General features: G+C 60.2%; 17 protein-coding genes. 6 read left to right on the top strand and 11 right to left on the bottom strand.

Annotated elements, in window-relative coordinates:
• Positions 1–86: 86 nt before the first annotated feature.
• Positions 87–1,256 carry a mandelate racemase/muconate lactonizing enzyme family protein gene (locus tag HU743_RS10320; protein WP_186648476.1) on the bottom strand — a complete coding sequence of 390 codons (1,170 nt, stop codon included), beginning with the start codon at positions 1,254–1,256 and terminating at the stop codon, positions 87–89.
• A 98-nt stretch (positions 1,257–1,354) separates the two neighbouring features.
• Between HU743_RS10320 and HU743_RS10315 the strand changes: the two genes are divergently transcribed.
• Positions 1,355–2,230 carry a LysR family transcriptional regulator gene (locus tag HU743_RS10315; protein WP_186546549.1) on the top strand — a complete coding sequence of 292 codons (876 nt, stop codon included), beginning with the start codon at positions 1,355–1,357 and terminating at the stop codon, positions 2,228–2,230.
• Positions 2,231–2,292: 62 nt separating this feature from the next.
• Here the strand turns inward: HU743_RS10315 and HU743_RS10310 are convergent, their stop codons facing one another.
• Positions 2,293–3,183, bottom strand: coding sequence for an MBL fold metallo-hydrolase (locus HU743_RS10310; RefSeq protein ID WP_186648474.1), 891 nt, complete (start codon positions 3,181–3,183; stop codon positions 2,293–2,295).
• Positions 3,184–3,309: 126 nt separating this feature from the next.
• On the opposite strand from HU743_RS10310, the gene HU743_RS10305 reads away from it, so the two are divergent.
• Together HU743_RS10305 and HU743_RS10300 are read left to right on the top strand one after the other, a co-directional pair.
• On the top strand, positions 3,310–4,293 hold the full coding sequence (locus HU743_RS10305) for a helix-turn-helix domain-containing protein (protein WP_186648473.1): 984 nt from the start codon (positions 3,310–3,312) through the stop codon (positions 4,291–4,293).
• A gap of 126 nt (positions 4,294–4,419) precedes the next feature.
• A complete protein-coding gene (locus HU743_RS10300; protein WP_186648471.1) occupies positions 4,420–4,872 on the top strand; it encodes a thiol-disulfide oxidoreductase DCC family protein in 453 nt (150 codons plus the stop codon).
• Here the strand turns inward: HU743_RS10300 and HU743_RS10295 are convergent.
• Positions 4,855–5,352, bottom strand: coding sequence for a DUF2269 domain-containing protein (locus HU743_RS10295; protein ID WP_186648469.1), 498 nt, complete (start codon positions 5,350–5,352; stop codon positions 4,855–4,857). The two genes, HU743_RS10300 and HU743_RS10295, sit on opposite strands and share 18 nt — an antisense overlap.
• Before the next feature lies 1 nt (position 5,353).
• Positions 5,354–6,481 carry a saccharopine dehydrogenase gene (locus HU743_RS10290; protein WP_186648467.1) on the bottom strand — a complete coding sequence of 376 codons (1,128 nt, stop codon included), beginning with the start codon at positions 6,479–6,481 and terminating at the stop codon, positions 5,354–5,356.
• 163 nt (positions 6,482–6,644) lie between these two features.
• Here HU743_RS10290 and HU743_RS10285 point away from each other — a divergent pair, with 163 nt between their 5' ends.
• On the top strand, positions 6,645–6,860 hold the full coding sequence (locus tag HU743_RS10285) for a PLD nuclease N-terminal domain-containing protein (RefSeq protein WP_186648465.1): 216 nt from the start codon (positions 6,645–6,647) through the stop codon (positions 6,858–6,860).
• Between the two features lie 258 nt (positions 6,861–7,118).
• Positions 7,119–7,595 carry a hemerythrin domain-containing protein gene (locus tag HU743_RS10280; RefSeq protein ID WP_186648463.1) on the top strand — a complete coding sequence of 159 codons (477 nt, stop codon included), beginning with the start codon at positions 7,119–7,121 and terminating at the stop codon, positions 7,593–7,595.
• Positions 7,596–7,832: 237 nt separating this feature from the next.
• Here HU743_RS10280 and HU743_RS10275 read toward each other — a convergent pair whose 3' ends face one another.
• The 3 genes from HU743_RS10275 to HU743_RS10265 all read right to left on the bottom strand — a co-directional run bounded on the left by HU743_RS10275 (position 7,833) and on the right by HU743_RS10265 (position 10,445).
• Positions 7,833–8,780: a LysR family transcriptional regulator gene (locus HU743_RS10275; RefSeq protein ID WP_186648461.1), complete on the bottom strand. Its 948-nt coding sequence runs from the start codon at positions 8,778–8,780 to the stop codon at positions 7,833–7,835.
• Complete coding sequence (locus HU743_RS10270) at positions 8,777–9,751, bottom strand: quinone oxidoreductase (RefSeq protein WP_186648460.1); 975 nt, start codon at positions 9,749–9,751, stop codon at positions 8,777–8,779. Before HU743_RS10270 ends, HU743_RS10275 begins: the two co-directional genes overlap by 4 nt.
• Before the next feature lie 199 nt (positions 9,752–9,950).
• Positions 9,951–10,445, bottom strand: coding sequence for an anti-virulence regulator CigR family protein (locus HU743_RS10265; RefSeq protein ID WP_186619667.1), 495 nt, complete (start codon positions 10,443–10,445; stop codon positions 9,951–9,953).
• Between the two features lie 129 nt (positions 10,446–10,574).
• Between HU743_RS10265 and HU743_RS10260 the strand changes: the two genes are divergently transcribed.
• Positions 10,575–10,736 (top strand): DUF2986 domain-containing protein, encoded by a 162-nt coding sequence (locus HU743_RS10260; RefSeq protein ID WP_186648459.1) that lies wholly within the window; start codon positions 10,575–10,577, stop codon positions 10,734–10,736.
• 233 nt (positions 10,737–10,969) lie between these two features.
• On the opposite strand, the gene HU743_RS10255 is transcribed toward HU743_RS10260, so the two are convergent.
• From HU743_RS10255 to HU743_RS10240, 4 genes are all read right to left on the bottom strand, one after another.
• Positions 10,970–11,782 (bottom strand): DUF3618 domain-containing protein, encoded by an 813-nt coding sequence (locus tag HU743_RS10255; RefSeq protein ID WP_186648458.1) that lies wholly within the window; start codon positions 11,780–11,782, stop codon positions 10,970–10,972.
• The gene (locus tag HU743_RS10250) at positions 11,779–12,207 is read right to left on the bottom strand and encodes a phage holin family protein (protein ID WP_186546572.1); all 429 of its coding nucleotides are present in this window, start codon (positions 12,205–12,207) and stop codon (positions 11,779–11,781) included. Before HU743_RS10250 ends, HU743_RS10255 begins: the two co-directional genes overlap by 4 nt.
• Entirely contained in the window at positions 12,207–12,854 is a 648-nt protein-coding gene (locus HU743_RS10245; protein ID WP_186648457.1) for a hypothetical protein, read from the bottom strand. Before HU743_RS10245 ends, HU743_RS10250 begins: the two co-directional genes overlap by 1 nt.
• 202 nt (positions 12,855–13,056) lie before the next feature.
• Positions 13,057–14,193, bottom strand: a complete 1,137-nt coding sequence (locus tag HU743_RS10240) for a sensor histidine kinase (protein WP_186648456.1) — start codon at positions 14,191–14,193, stop codon at positions 13,057–13,059.
• Between the last annotated feature and the right edge of the window lie 77 nt (positions 14,194–14,270).

Below are 14,270 nucleotides of genomic sequence, written 5' to 3'. Positions count from 1 at the left end.
ATTGTTGTGATGGGCGTGTGGCGTTGGCGTCGAGGATGACACCTGAAGTGGCGGCCTCATTCATCGAGGCCGCAGATGAAACGGAATCAGCCCTCGCCCAGTTCACGCATCACGGCGTACAGCGCGGACTTGGCTTCGAAGCCGACCCCCGGGATATCCGGCAGGCCGACATAGCCGTTTTCGACGCGGATGCCGTCGGCGAAGCCGCCGAAAGGCTGGAACACGTCCGGGTACGATTCGTTGCCGCCCAGGTGCAGACCCGCGGCGATGTTCAGCGACATCTGGTGGCCGCCATGGGGCACGACGCGGCGTGAAGACCAGCCCATTTCTTCCATCACTTTCAGGGTGCGCATGTATTCGACGAGGCCGTAGGACAGCGCGCAATCGAACTGCAGATAGTCGCGATCAGGGCGCATGCCTCCGTGGCGCAACAGGTTGCGCGCGTCCTGATGGGAGAACAGGTTTTCGCCGGTGGCCATCGGCAGTTCGTAGTGATTGGCCAGCTCGGCCTGAAGCGCGTAATCCAGCGGATCGCCGACTTCTTCGTACCAGAACAGGTTGTACTTTTTGATCGCTTCGGCGTAAGCGATACCAGTCTGCAGATCGAAGCGCCCGTTGGCGTCGACCGCCAGGCGTTGGCCGTCGCCGACCACTTCCAGCACCGCTTCGATGCGACGGATGTCTTCGTCCAGCGGCACCGCGCCAATCTTCATCTTGACCACGTCGTAGCCACGATCCAGATAACTCTGCATTTCCGCCTTGAGCTTGGTCTGGTCTTTGCCCGGGTAGTAATAACCACCCGCCGCGTAGACCCAGACTTTGTCATCGGCCACGCCGTTGCGGTAACGGTCGGCGAGCAGTCGATACAGCGGTTTGCCTTCGATTTTCGCGACCGCATCCCACACCGCCATATCGAGGGTGCCGACCGCCACCGAACGTTCGCCGTGGCCACCCGGCTTTTCGTTGGTCATCAGGGCTTTCCAGATGGCGAACGGATCGAGGTTATTGTTCTCGTGATCGATCAGCGTTTCCGGGTCGGCTTCAGTGATCCGCGCCAGAAAGCGATCGCGCATCAACGCGCCCTGGCCGTAGCGACCGTTGGAGTTGAAGCCGTAACCAATGACCGGTTTACCGTCGCGAATCACGTCCGTGACAACCGCGACGACCGAGCAGGTCATCTTCGAAAAATCGATGTAGGCATTGGCAATGGGCGACGCAATAGAGACGGTTTTTTCACGGATATCGACGATACGCATGACGGGTTCCTCTTGTTGTGGTGGCCCCACGTTATGCTTTGCGATGACACCCGCCCAATGCTATTAATGCCGCGCCCTATGCACAGGAGGCATTGCCCTTGGAACTGGTTTGGCTTGAGGATTTTTCCGCGCTGGCCGAGTACGGCAGCTTTGTCCGGGCCGCTGAAGCGCGGCACGTTACGCAGCCGGCGTTCAGTCGCCGCGTGCGTTCGCTGGAGAATTGGATGGGCGTCGACCTGTTTGTGCGCACCCCGCAGGGCGCGACGTTGACCGAGGCCGGCAGACAGATTTTGCCCAGCGCCCAGGAAGCGGCCCGGCGTCTATATCGACTGCGCTCTGAGGCGCAGGAAGTCGCCGGCATGGCGGCCAAGCAGCTGCAATTTGCGGCCACTCATTCGCTGTCCTTCACGTTCTTTCCGCGCTGGTTGCGAAGTGCAGAAAATGGCGCGCCGATCGATGCGGTACAGCTGCATTCCGACAGCATGGCCGTGTGCGAGCAGATGCTGATTCATGGCCAGGTGCAATTTCTGTTGTGCCATCGTCACCCCGACGTTCCGCCGTTGCTGGCACCCGATCAGTTCATTGGAAAAAAGGTCGGCGAAGATGTACTCGTGCCGCTGGCAAGTCCTTCCGCGCAGTGCGGAACCGCCCCTGAAACCCTGCCCTATCTGGCCTACACCCACGAATCCGGTCTGGGCCGAATCGTTGCGCACAGGCTTCACGGCAAGGCCGATTATCTACACCTCAAGCCCTTGTTCAGCAGCCACCTGGCCGCGGTGCTGATGTCCATGGCACTGGAAAGCAAGGGTGTGGCGTGGCTACCGAAAAGCCTGACGGAACAGGAAATGGCTGACGGTCGTCTGGTCAGGGCACTGGATGAAAGCTGGGACATTCCCCTGGAGATTCACCTGACGCGCCCGACCGCGCCGATCAGTCCTTCAGCCGAAGAGTTCTGGGCGAAACTGGGCGAGTGATGTGCCAATCGTCCGCGTAAACCCGGGCGCGTCGGCGACACGCCCGGGCAGAGGTGAATCAATTAGAACTGCTGCGACGCACCGTCCGCCGGGATGTCCACGCGGCTCTCAATGCCGTGCTTTTGCACATAGCTGCGCAATTGGTCGCGGGTCAGGGACATGTGGTTGATCGCGTCCATGTGCACGGCAACGATTTTCGCGTCTTTCGCTACCTGCGTCGCTCGCAGAACGTCTTCCTCGCCCATGATGATCGAGCCTTCGTAACCGCTCATTTTCGCTTTGCCAGCGTTGAGAACGATCACTTGCGGGTGAAACTTCTCAATGGCCTGATCGACTTCCTTGCGCCAAACGGTATCGCCGGCGAGGTAAAGCGTTTTATAACCCGGGGCCTGGAACACCACGCCCATGGCCTCCCCCAACGGTTTGGCCAGAGCCGGCACGGCGTACATTTCGTCGGTGCCGTGCTGTCCGCCGGTCTTGGTAATTTTAACGCCACCGAACTCGGCTTCACTCGTCAGCACATGTACATTCTTGAAGCCTTGCGAGCGGATCAGCTGCGCATCTTCTTCATGCTGGGCGAACAGAGGGATGTCTTTTGGCAGCGCTTTCTGCGCGGCGTCATCCCAATGATCAAGGTGCGTGTGCGTAACGATGACGGCATCGACGCCTGCAATTACTTGCTCAGGGGACTCGGTCAGGTCAACCAGCGGGTTACGCAGGTTGCTGCGGTAGGTGTTTTCGAACCCTGGATACGTGCCCTTTTTGGCGAGCATGGGATCGATCAGAAAAGTCGTGTCGCCGTAGGTGATTTTCACCGTGGCGTTACGTACTTGTTGCAGATTCAGCTTGTGTGCGGCTTCAGGCTTCGACCGCGTTTCGGTCTCTGCGAACGCTGGTGCAGTCACCGTGGCGCAAGCAATGCTCAGGGCAAATGGAAGCGTTTTGAGTGTCATGGAAATCATCCTGTTCGTTAATGAATGCGGCCATTTTTGCTGAAATCTGCCGTAGCCAACAGTGGCCTGAATGACACTCATCGATATAATCGGGCCAACTCGACACAATGAAACCGAGACTTCCTTATGCCCCCCATCCGTGTTGCCGTACTGGCGTTCGACGGCGTCAGCCTTTTCCACTTGTCGGTGCCGGGCATTGTCCTGGCGACGGCCAATCCGGCATCCACCGAGCCCCGTTACGAGATCAGCTACTGCGCGCAAGCGCCGGGCATGATCAGCAGTGACCAAGGCATTGGCCTGGCGATCGGTCATGGGCTGGAATTGATGGCGGTGTCCGACGTCATCATCATTCCGGCATGGGGCGATCAAGCGATGACGCCTTCGGCAGCGCTCGTGCAGGCCCTGCAACTGGCCCATGCCGAAGGCAAGTTGATCGTCGGTTTATGCCTCGGCGCCTTCGTGCTGGGCGATGCTGGCTTGCTCGATGGCAAGGAGGCGACAACGCACTGGGCGGCACGCGACGAGTTCGCGCAACGTTTCCCCAAGGTTCGGTTTCGCCCAGAGGTGCTGTATGTCACCGACGACAACCTGTTGACCTCGGCGGGTACCGTGGCGGCCATCGACTGCTGTTTGCACCTGATACGCCAGCGCTTCGGTGCGGATGTAGCCAATCACACGGCGAAAATGCTGGTCACGCCACCGCACCGCCAAGGCGGCCAGGCGCAATATGTCGAGCACCCGGTGCCACAGCTGTCGAGCGAAACGCATTTTTCTGAAGTTCTGGCCTGGGCCCGCATGAACTTGGGGGCGAACCTGTCGCTGGACCTGTTGGCGGAAAAAGCCAGGATGAGTCGACGCACCTTCACCCGTCGATTCAAGGAAACCACCGGCACGACGGTGTCCAAATGGCTCAACGCTGAGCGCGTGATCAGAGCGCAGGCGTTACTGGAAACCACGGATTTGCCGGTTGAATGCATTGCAGAAGAAGCCGGGTTTGGCACACCTTTGTCGTTACGGCAGCAGTTTGCGGCTCATTTGGGGACGTCGCCGTCGGACTATCGAAAGATGTTTTGTCTAGGGGTGAAGCGCGACAGCGGTGCACAGGCGTGATGAGCCGGGCGGCTTGTTTTGTCCGGGTTCGCATTGATTACAGCGGCGCGGCAGCCTCTCACTGTCGAACCTGCGCCTGTTGATCGAGGTTATCATCGCGACAACTGCTGCCAAGGACATCCGCCCATGCCGTCCACGAAAACCCGCCCCATCCCCGCACCGCTGCTGCAGCCCGGCGAAACCGTGGTGCTGTTTGATGGCGTGTGCAAACTGTGCAACGGCTGGGCACGGTTTCTGATTCGGCATGATCGCCAGCGCCGTGTGCGCCTGGCCGCGGTGCAGTCGCCCGAGGGCCAAGTGTTGCTGGCATGGGCCGGTTTGCCGTTGGATGAGTTCGACACGATGGCAGTGATTCGTGACCGGCAGTACTGGGAGCGTTCGGATGCGTTTCTGGAAGTGGTCGGTCAACTGCCTGGGCGCTGGCAACCGCTGAAGCTGCTGCGCGTTTTTCCGCGTCGCCTGCGCGACTGGGCTTACGACCGCATTGCGCTGAATCGCTATCGGCTGTTCGGCAAATACGACACTTGCCTGCTGCCAACAGCAGATCATGAAAAGCGTTTTCTAAAAGCCCAGGGTTAGGCCGATCAGTTGCAGCGGCGTCATCTTCGTCACCATCATCAACACGATAACAAACATCCCGGCGAACCCGCAAACGCCCATCCAGAACCACCATCGATACACGCTGGCGTAGCGACTCTCCAAGGGCTGGCCGCTCGCCTCGGCGCCCACAGCCATTGCATGCAGGCGTTTTTGCAACAACAGCACCGGCAGCCACAGTGCGCCCACGCAAACGAAGATGACCAGCGAGGTCAGCAGCCAACCGGTACTCATGGGCAATCCTGAAAGGCGCATCAGCAGATAGCCAGTGATGATCTGCACGAAGCCTGTGGGCGTGGTGATCCATGCATCAAAGCGCACGACCATCCGCGCCACATGCGCAATCACTTGCGGGTTGCCCGTGCGGCTGGCGGCGATCAGGTAAAGATACGAGCCCATGCCGAATCCGAACAGGAAAACTGCGGCAATCACATGCAGATATTTGATGCACAGATACAGCATCTCAACGCTGCCCTTGCGAGAACTGCACCGACAGGCTCAGATTGGCCGGATCGTTGATTGCCGCCAGGTATTCGGCGACGCTGATTTCACCCACGCAAGGCCGTGCGCCGGATTGAGGCACATAGCCCGAGGCCATTTTCACGGCCAGGGCCACGGCGGCGCAGCTGGGAATTTCCGGGCCTTTGTCATTCAACGCGGTGAGTTGAGCGGTCATGGTCAGCGGCTTGCCATCAAGGCCAATGCCACGGACATCGATGTACATCGCGCTCTTGCCATCGCCGAAACGTTCGAACCGCATGCCCAGACGATGCAGCCTTGCTGCCCAGCGGGCATGATCACGCACCAGGCCGAACCGCAGGGCTTGCGCCAGCAACGCGTTGGCCACGCCGCCGAGCTTCAGGCCGGCGCCCGCCTTGAAACTCAGGGTCTGCGCGCCGTAGCGACGGGCGAAAATATCCATATCCGGCACATCGACATTGGCGAGTAGTCGCGTGCCCAACTGCGGCATCTTGCGCAGGGAAAGGTCGAGCCAGCCCAGCACTTCATGCACCTGGCCGTGCCTGAGTTGCCTGATCGGTTTGCCGGCGTAGGCCAGCACGCCTTCCACCGTGGACAGCCCCGGCATCTTCGCCGAGGAAGAAATGCCATGCTCGATCGAATCAATGCATGAGAAACGATGGCGCTGCTCGTCGATGATGGCTGAGGACAGCGTCGGCACCGAACTGCAACCGCTGAGGATCGCCACGCCCGCCTGTCTGGCGCTGGCATCGAGCGCACCGATGCCGTTGACGAAGGTGCGGCAATCGGACAGGTCGCAGTAGTTCACGCCGGCACCGATGCAACTTTCGGCGACCGCGTAGGACTGCCCTTGAAACGGCCCGCCGGTATGCACCACCAGTTGAATGTTCAGTGTACTCAACGCGGCTTGAAATCCAGCGCCCATCGCGTCACCGCACCAGCCTTCGCAGGCACGGCCCGACTGCACTTGCAGCTCATCAATCTTGAGTTGCAACTTGCGCGCATCGCGCCCCGACAGCACCAGCTCAACCTGCGGCATCACCGCCAGATGCCGACAAACGATGCTGCCGAAATTGCCGTAACCACCGACGACCATGACCCTGAACGCCATCTCACTGTCCCTGTTCTATCTATCGTGGTTTGGAGGATATAGGGCGCAGCGGCGATCAGAAATGAAATTTGAAACCGGATATGGCAACAGCCGCTGCCGTCTAAAAAGAATGAACCCGGCGCCGCTTGCACCACCTAACCCATAGACCATCAGGAGGTAGCCTATGCAAATCGAAACCGTGTGGATCGTATTGGCGGTCATTCTCGTGCTGATCGAGCTTTGGGCCATCAACCGGGTGCGTAAAAGCGAGGGGAAATCGAGTAACAAAGGCGTATGGATTGTGTTGATCGTGTTCGTGCCGTTGTTCGGCTTGATCGCCTGGGCGTTGGCGGGGCCCAAGCATGTCGGTCACGGATCGGCTTCCCAAGCGAACCAATGAGGCAGCGGGTGCACGCCCGGTCCATTCGTTGCAACAAAACCAGCCCGGCACTCGCCGGGCTTGTTATCTGCAATGCCTGATCGAGGGCATTCATGCAGGCTGCACGAAAGCGCAAGAGCTTAACCGCGCCAAAGCCTTGTAATACCGGGGTTGGCGCTAAACGAAACGTTGGCACGACTCCTGCGAAAGCTTCAGGGAATACACAGCAGCGCCAATCAGACGCTGTGTTCTATCCGTGAAAAGCAGAGGCCTAAAATAATGAATGCCATCGACCTTCTCCAAGCCGACCATGAAAAAGTAAAAGCCATTCTCAGCCAGTTGAGCGAATCAACCGACCGGGCGCTGAAAAAGCGCGTCGAGTTGCTGGGCAAACTGGAAATGGAAATCACCATCCATACCCGCCTTGAAGAAGAAATTCTTTATCCCGCCTTCAAAGAGGCCGGCAGCAAGGAAGAGGACGTCATGTACTACGAAGCCAAGGAAGAACACCGCACCGTGGATTCGCTGGTGCTGCCTGACCTGAAATTGACCGATCCGGGCACGCCGGAATTTGCCGGTCGCGTGAAGGTGGTCAAAGAGTTGCTGGAGCACCACATCGAAGAGGAAGAAAAGGAAATGTTTCCTCAGGCGAAAAAGCTGTTGGGCAAGGCGAAGCTCGACGAACTGGGTGCGCAGATGGAGGCCATGAAGGCGAGCTACAAGAAGGAAATGGCGGCAGGCAACATGGCCGCATAAAGTAATGGAACACCGAGGCCCGGCAGCGTTGCCGGGCTTTTTTTGTGTGGATTTTGTGGGTTGCCTTGAATGCCGAGTACATCCTGAAACCGTGTGGGAGTGGGCTTGCTCACGAAGACGTCGGGTCAGGCGATTCATTTGTATCTGGAGGACCGCTTTCGCGAGCAGGCCCGCTCCCACAGGTTTGTTTGGGTGTCAGCAAACTTTGCGGCACTCCCACAGATTTTTTTTGGGGTGTCAGCAGATTTTGCGGCACTGCAAAACCGCCCACGGTGGCGCGGGGTCGAACTTCGCTTCGATCCACTGTTTGAAGGCCACCACCGCCGCTGCCGGGAACCTCGCCGAGGGCCGGACCAGGTAGACGCCGCCGGCCGTATCCAGTTGCCAGTCCGGCAGCACCTGAGTCAGCGTTCCGGCGGCAAGGTCGCGGCTCATCAGCCAGTCGCCGGCACCGAGAATACCGGCTCCGGCGCGGGCGGCGGCGAGCAGCGATTCGCTGTCGCTGGCGGTCAGGTTGCCCTTGGGCGTGAGGGTTTGCAGCTCGTCGCCGCGATGCAGTCGCCACAACGGGAATGACGCCAGCCCGCTGAAGCGCAGGCAATTGTGCTGAAGCAAATCCTGCGGTGTTTGCGGTGTTCCGTGAGCATCGAGGTACGCCGCCGATGCGCACAAAATCCGTCGGTGATCGCTGAGTTTTTTCGCGGTCAGGCGGTTGTCGTCCAGCTCGCCGATACGGATCGCTGCATCAAAACCCTGCTCGATGATGTCGACCAGGCCCTCGCTGTAGTCGGCGACAATCGAGACCTGCGGATAAGTCTTGAGAAACTCCGGCAACAGCGGCCCGAGCCACAACCGGCCCATCGCGGCCGGCAAGGCGAGGCGCAAGGTGCCGCGCACTTCGTTGGCACCCTGCACCGCTTGCTGCTGCGCCTCGTTCATCAGCGCAACGGCTACACGCAGGCGCTGTTCCAGTTGAGCACCGGCCTCAGTGATACGCACCTGGCGCGTCGAGCGCTCCACCAGGCGAACCCCCAGGCGTTTTTCCATCGCCGCCAAGCGTTTCGAAACGATGGTGGGATGACGCTGCAACAAGCGACCGGCCGCGACAAACGACCCTTGCGCGGCGACGGCCAGAAAGGCAGCGATCTCGTCGCTGTGTTGATTGCTCAGAACATCAAGATTCATGGTTTTAGAATGATCGCTCCCGATGATCGACCCGACTCCAACTCGGCGTGCGCGGCGGCGGCATCGGCCAGTGGATAGCGCGCCCAGATCCGCGGCGTGATGATACCGGCGGCGACGGAGGCCAGCACATCTTGTGCACGCTCCTGATACTCAGCAGCGCTTGCAGTGTGCGCGGCCAGTGACGGACGCGTGAGAAACAGCGAACCCTTGGCATTGAGTGTCGCCAGTTCCACCGCTGACGGCGCACCGCTCTGCGCGCCGAACGAGACCATCAAGCCGCGGGGACGCAAGCTGTCCAGCGAAGCCTGGAAAGACACCCGGCCAATCGGGTCGTACACCACGTCGACCTTGCGCCCGTCGGTGATTCGCGCCACCTCGGCGGCCAGGGTTTCAGCATCAAATACCAGCACCTCATCGCAGCCGATCGACCGCGCCTTGTCGACACTGGCCGGTTTCGATACCACGCCAATCACCGTGGCGCCCAAGTGTCTGGCCCACGGCACCATGATTTCCCCCAGACCACCCGCGACGCCATAGAGCAGCATCGTCGTCCCCGGCCCCACCGGATACGTCGACTTCAACAGATACTGCGCAGTAATACCTTTGAACAGCACTGCCGCAGCCTCATCGAAGGACAGTTCATCAGGAATCTTCACCAATCGATCCGCCGGAAACAACCGCGCCGACGCATAACCGCCCAAAGGCCCGGTGGCGTAGGCAACGCGATCCCCGACGCGCACGTGGCTGACCCCCTCACCGACCGCGGCGACACGGCCCGCGCCTTCCAGGCCAAGGCCCGAAGGCAACGCCACCGGCACCGCGCCTTTGCGCTGGCTGACGTCGAGAAAGTTGACGCCCACCGCCTCTTGTTCAAGCCAGACTTCACCCTGCCCCGGCGTTTGCACGCTCACGGTGTGCAGGTGCAGGACCTCGGGGTTGCCCGTTTCGGTAAAGCGGATTGCGCTCGCCATGCTTATCTCCGTTCAGTCATTAACCGTTGAACCCAGTGTGAAAGCTCAAGCCTGGACGAACAAGCCGCGCTGTTTGCAGTTCATTGCTGCACCAGTTGCAGCAATAACAACGCAGCACCGCTACCGCAAACGATCAGAGTGAAAGGGAAAACAACTGACTGGGCGGCAGACAAAACGGCTGCCGCCTCAGGAGGCAGGTTTAATCGAAAGCGCCGTTGAGCACTTCGTAAATCAACCCGGTGGCCAGCGCGACGAGGATCAGATCCGTGCCCACTTGCTGCCACTCATAGCCGTCATAATGCGGCAAGTGGCCGAGCAAACGCCCGTCGAGTTTTTTCGCGATACCCGGTGGCAGCGGTTTGCCGCGCGCCAGATTCTTTTGAATGCCCGGTGGCAAGGGCTTTCCGGGATTCCAGTATTCGCCGCGATAGCCGCCGATGACGCCGAGGATGTTGCCACGATCGACACTCGGTCCGCCGCCGTGGTTACCGGAGGATTTTTGCCCTTTGTTGCCCGACCCTTGATTCCCGTGGTCCTGCATGTTCTGCGGCTTGCCCTTGCCGTTACCCTGGCCGCCCTGATTGCCCTGCCCGCCCTGGCCTTTTCCGTTACCAGGGTCCGCCAGCGCCGTGACACTGCCTACTACCAGCGCAAGGCAGGACAGCGCTGTAACCAGTCTGCGAGCTTTTTTCATGTGCGGTTCCTTCAGTTCGGGGGTGCTTTAAAGCATAGGCGTTTGTGTTCAGCCTGGTGCTTTTTTTCTTGCTGGGCACACCGGCTTGCGTCAGGATTCGCCCCCTTCCCCACCCCGATTGAAACGGCCATGAATCGTCAGAAAAAGCTGCAGCAGTTGTTCAAGGAAAAAGCCAAAAAGGCCAACGCCAAGCTCGCGCCGAAAAAGCCCAAGTACATTTGCAAGGCGGATCGCTTGAAACTCGAAGCCGAAGCCGCCGCGCAAGCGACTGTCGACAATACGGATAGCTGAGCGAGCGCGCTGCGTCATCAGGCTGTCTGCCGTGATGTCAGCCCCTCAAAAATCGCTGTGGAGTGAGCTTGCTCCCACAGGCATGAGCGTTGGGCACTCAATTTGCGGACCGCCACAAAACAGTGTGGGAGTGAGCTTGCTCACGAAGGGGCCATGTCAGGTATACCCAGGTCGAATGACACACCACTTTCGCGAGCAAGCCCATTTTTACAGGCTCGCCCTTTTCACTCAGCTCAGGAGGTGCCCAAGCCTTCGGACAGGTCCGAAGATGAGTTTTTCGACGGTTCCGCTGGCGCTGCCGGCTCCTTGTGTTCGGTGGTTCGCGTCACCGTATCGCGCACCGCGTCGTAACCCTCCTGGGCCTTCTGTTTTGCTTTGTCGACCATCCCGGCGCTGGCCCGGCCCATGTAGCGCTGTTCGGTCGAAGTCGTCGGCAAGGCCGCGCCGAGCAAGGCACCCAAGGCGACACCCGCGGCAGCGACCATTAGCGGTTGCTCCTTGAGCATTTGATTGAACTGTTGCCCCAAGGCCTGGGAACTGTGCGAAAGCCGATCGCTGGCACCATGCATCGCATGGCTGAGATGTTCCTTGGCAGCGCCGACGTTTTCCCCCAGGTGCCCGGCTTTGCCTCTGAACGACTGGTAGCCCTGCTTCAGAGAATCGCCGGTGTGATGCAAGTGCTCGCGGGCGCTGTCGATACCGTCCGCCAGACCATCCGCCCACTCGCCGGCCTGGTCCTGATCCGGCCCGGTGCGGTACGTCGGTTGCGGGGCCGGAGGGCGATTCTGGCTCATCATCAGCCAGAGCAGGCCCACCGATGTCAGCACCGCAGGCACTGGATTGTTGCGTACGCTGGTGCCCAGGTTGGTAAAGAACATCGACCCGTTGTTCTGCATCATGCCCCACGCCTGATCGATCATCTGGCCGGGGGTGAATTTGCTTTCCAGTTGATCGACGATGTTGCCGATGCTCGCGCGTTGCGCATCGATTTCCCGCTCGATCTGCTCAGGGCGCTTTTGCGCTTCGGTATCCAGTTCGCTTTTCATGAGGCTTTCCTCCGCAACGCTTCTTGATCTTTATTCAACGCATCCAAGGTGCGATCAGGTTTGAAATGGGACGGCTCGAATTGTTTTTTCCCCGACTGCAACATGGCGAAGCCGATGATCATCACCACCACGCCGACGATCAACGCGGCCAGCCAGGGCGCCATGAACAGGCTCAAGCCATAGACCGCCGCCAGCAGCAGGATGATGAAGCCGGCCAGAAAAACGATCGCGCCACCGGCGACCGCGGCCATCCCGGCCTTGAGGGTGGTGAGGCTGGCCTGCAGTTCGGCTTTGGCCAGCGCGAGTTCCTTGGTGAACAACGCCGGCACTTCCCGGGACAGTTGCCGTAACAGGCCTACCACCGATGCATCGTCCGGTTGGCCAGTGGAGCGTGCTCCGGTCAGATCGGATTCGTCTCTGTTCATCACAGTTCTCCTTTGCGGTCGGTTGCAGGCGCCACGGAAGCGCCCGCGGCGTCAGACGGATGATCGTGTTCGTTGGGAGAGGTCGGCGTGATGCCGGTGGCGAGTCCCGGGCCGGGATCGGTCGCAGACGCCATCGAGGACTCATAAGGTCGCTGGGCGCCAAAGCCGCCGGCCGGTGGCGTAGACGTGCCGGCCGCTGGATCGTGCTCGGCACTGACCGTGGCCGCCGCCGCGGTGCCCGCCTTGAGAAACCGCGACAGACCGAAACCGATGGCGACGCTGCCGGCAATGAACAGCGCGGGATTGCTGCGGGCCAGACTGGCCGCATCGTGCAACAGCTGCTCGGCACTCTTGCCGCGCAGGTTATCGGCCAGCCCGGTCATCGACTCGGCCATGTCGTTGAGGTAATCGGACATGCCCAGCGTGTCGCTGTCCGGCAGCTCGGAGACGAAACTTTTCGCACCCTGCGCCAGCGCTTCGATTTGCTCGGCGGCGGTGTCGCGATACTGACCGAATTGCGCATCGGCCTGCTGCCGCGCCCCGCCCAGCGCTTCGCTGACGTCATCCTTCAAATGCTGAAAACCCTGCTCAGGCTGGCCCTTCGGATCGCCTGATTCAAACCCTGACCTGCTGTCTGAAGTATTCATGTGGTCCCTCGCCTTCTCATTGAAAACGGGACTACACGGCAACGTTGCCCTGAGCCCCCACATAAAAAGGGACGAGGCTGGGTGCTGGAGAGTTCAAAGAGGTTGATGAGCGAGCAACGTCATCAAAAGCTCGGCGACGAACGGTTTCAACTTGATCGCCGGTCACCGACACACCCTGACGTGCGCCGGCGCCGCGCATCGGCTAGGACTCGGCAAGAGCGATCGGCAGCCGCACGAGAAAAATCGTCCCGCCCGCCAGGTCAGAGCTGACATCGATCGAGCCGGCGTGTGAGGCGACAATTTCCGACGCGATGAACAGGCCCAGCCCCAGTCCCTCGACCGGCCCGTGATCAATCGCCGAACGCTGCGAAAACCGCCCCATCGGATTGAAAATAAACGGCAGGACGTCCTCAGGTATCGGCTCACCGCCGTTGTGCACCTTGAACACCGCGCAGTGCTCGGACAGGTCCAGCTCGACGGTGACCGGGATTCGATTGTCGCCGTGCGTCACCGCATTGCTGACGATGTTGGAAAACACCTGTTCCATCCTGGCGCCATCAAACTCGCCCGCCACCGCAGCCTTCGCTTCAAACACCACGTTGGCTTGAGGATGAAAGGCGCGGATTTCCTCGACAACGCGCTCGCACAGCGGCGTGAGATCGATACGTGTCTTTTTCACCGGAATGCCAGGGCCCATCTGGCAGCGCGTCAAGTCCAGCAGATCGCCGACGATCTGGCTCGCTCGCTGCACGCTGGAATATATCTGGTTGGCAACCTTGCTCGACCGGGCGTCGCCGGTCTTGGAACGCCTCAGCAGATCGGCACCCAACAGGATCGCGCCCAGCGGTGTGCGCAGGTCATGCCCCAGGATGCCCAAAAACACGTTGCGGGAGGCTTCAACCGCCCGGGAATAACTGGCAATCGACTCCGCCAGCGCCTGATCGATGGCTTCATGGAAGCGAGTCATGTCGTCGATATCGATCGACTTGCCTTGCTTGACTTGACTCATCCACTGATTCAGCACACTGGTGCGCAAGGCGCGATATTCCGAGACCATCTGATCGATGGTGAAACCGGCCATCAGGCGCGTCACCGCATGGGTCTCGGCGGCGGTCTCGCGTTCGTCTCGCGGTGCCAGCCCCTGGGCTTTGGCCACTTGTTCGCGCACCGTCTGCCGGGTCCGCAGATCCAGGGCAATGGCCTGCAACATCTGCTCGGCATGATCGCGTAATGCCGCACTGTCGAGCTCCGCCCCCGGCGTCTCGATGGTTCTGGCGAAGTCTTCCCAGGCCTGCAGAATCGGCTCAAGGTTCTCAAGAATGAAATCTGGCAGGCGCATATCGGGTGATCCTGAAGGGGGCTGTGTAGACGCCAGCAGGGCCGGCGCCTCGCAGCCTACCACCAAAGCACCCGTCA

The organism is Pseudomonas sp. SWRI99 (assembly GCF_014270125.1).
GTDB classification, from domain to species: Bacteria; Pseudomonadota; Gammaproteobacteria; order Pseudomonadales; family Pseudomonadaceae; genus Aquipseudomonas; species Aquipseudomonas hamedanensis.
The sequence above is the reverse complement of the archived record's forward strand: the minus strand, read 5'-3'. Positions and strand labels throughout refer to the sequence as shown.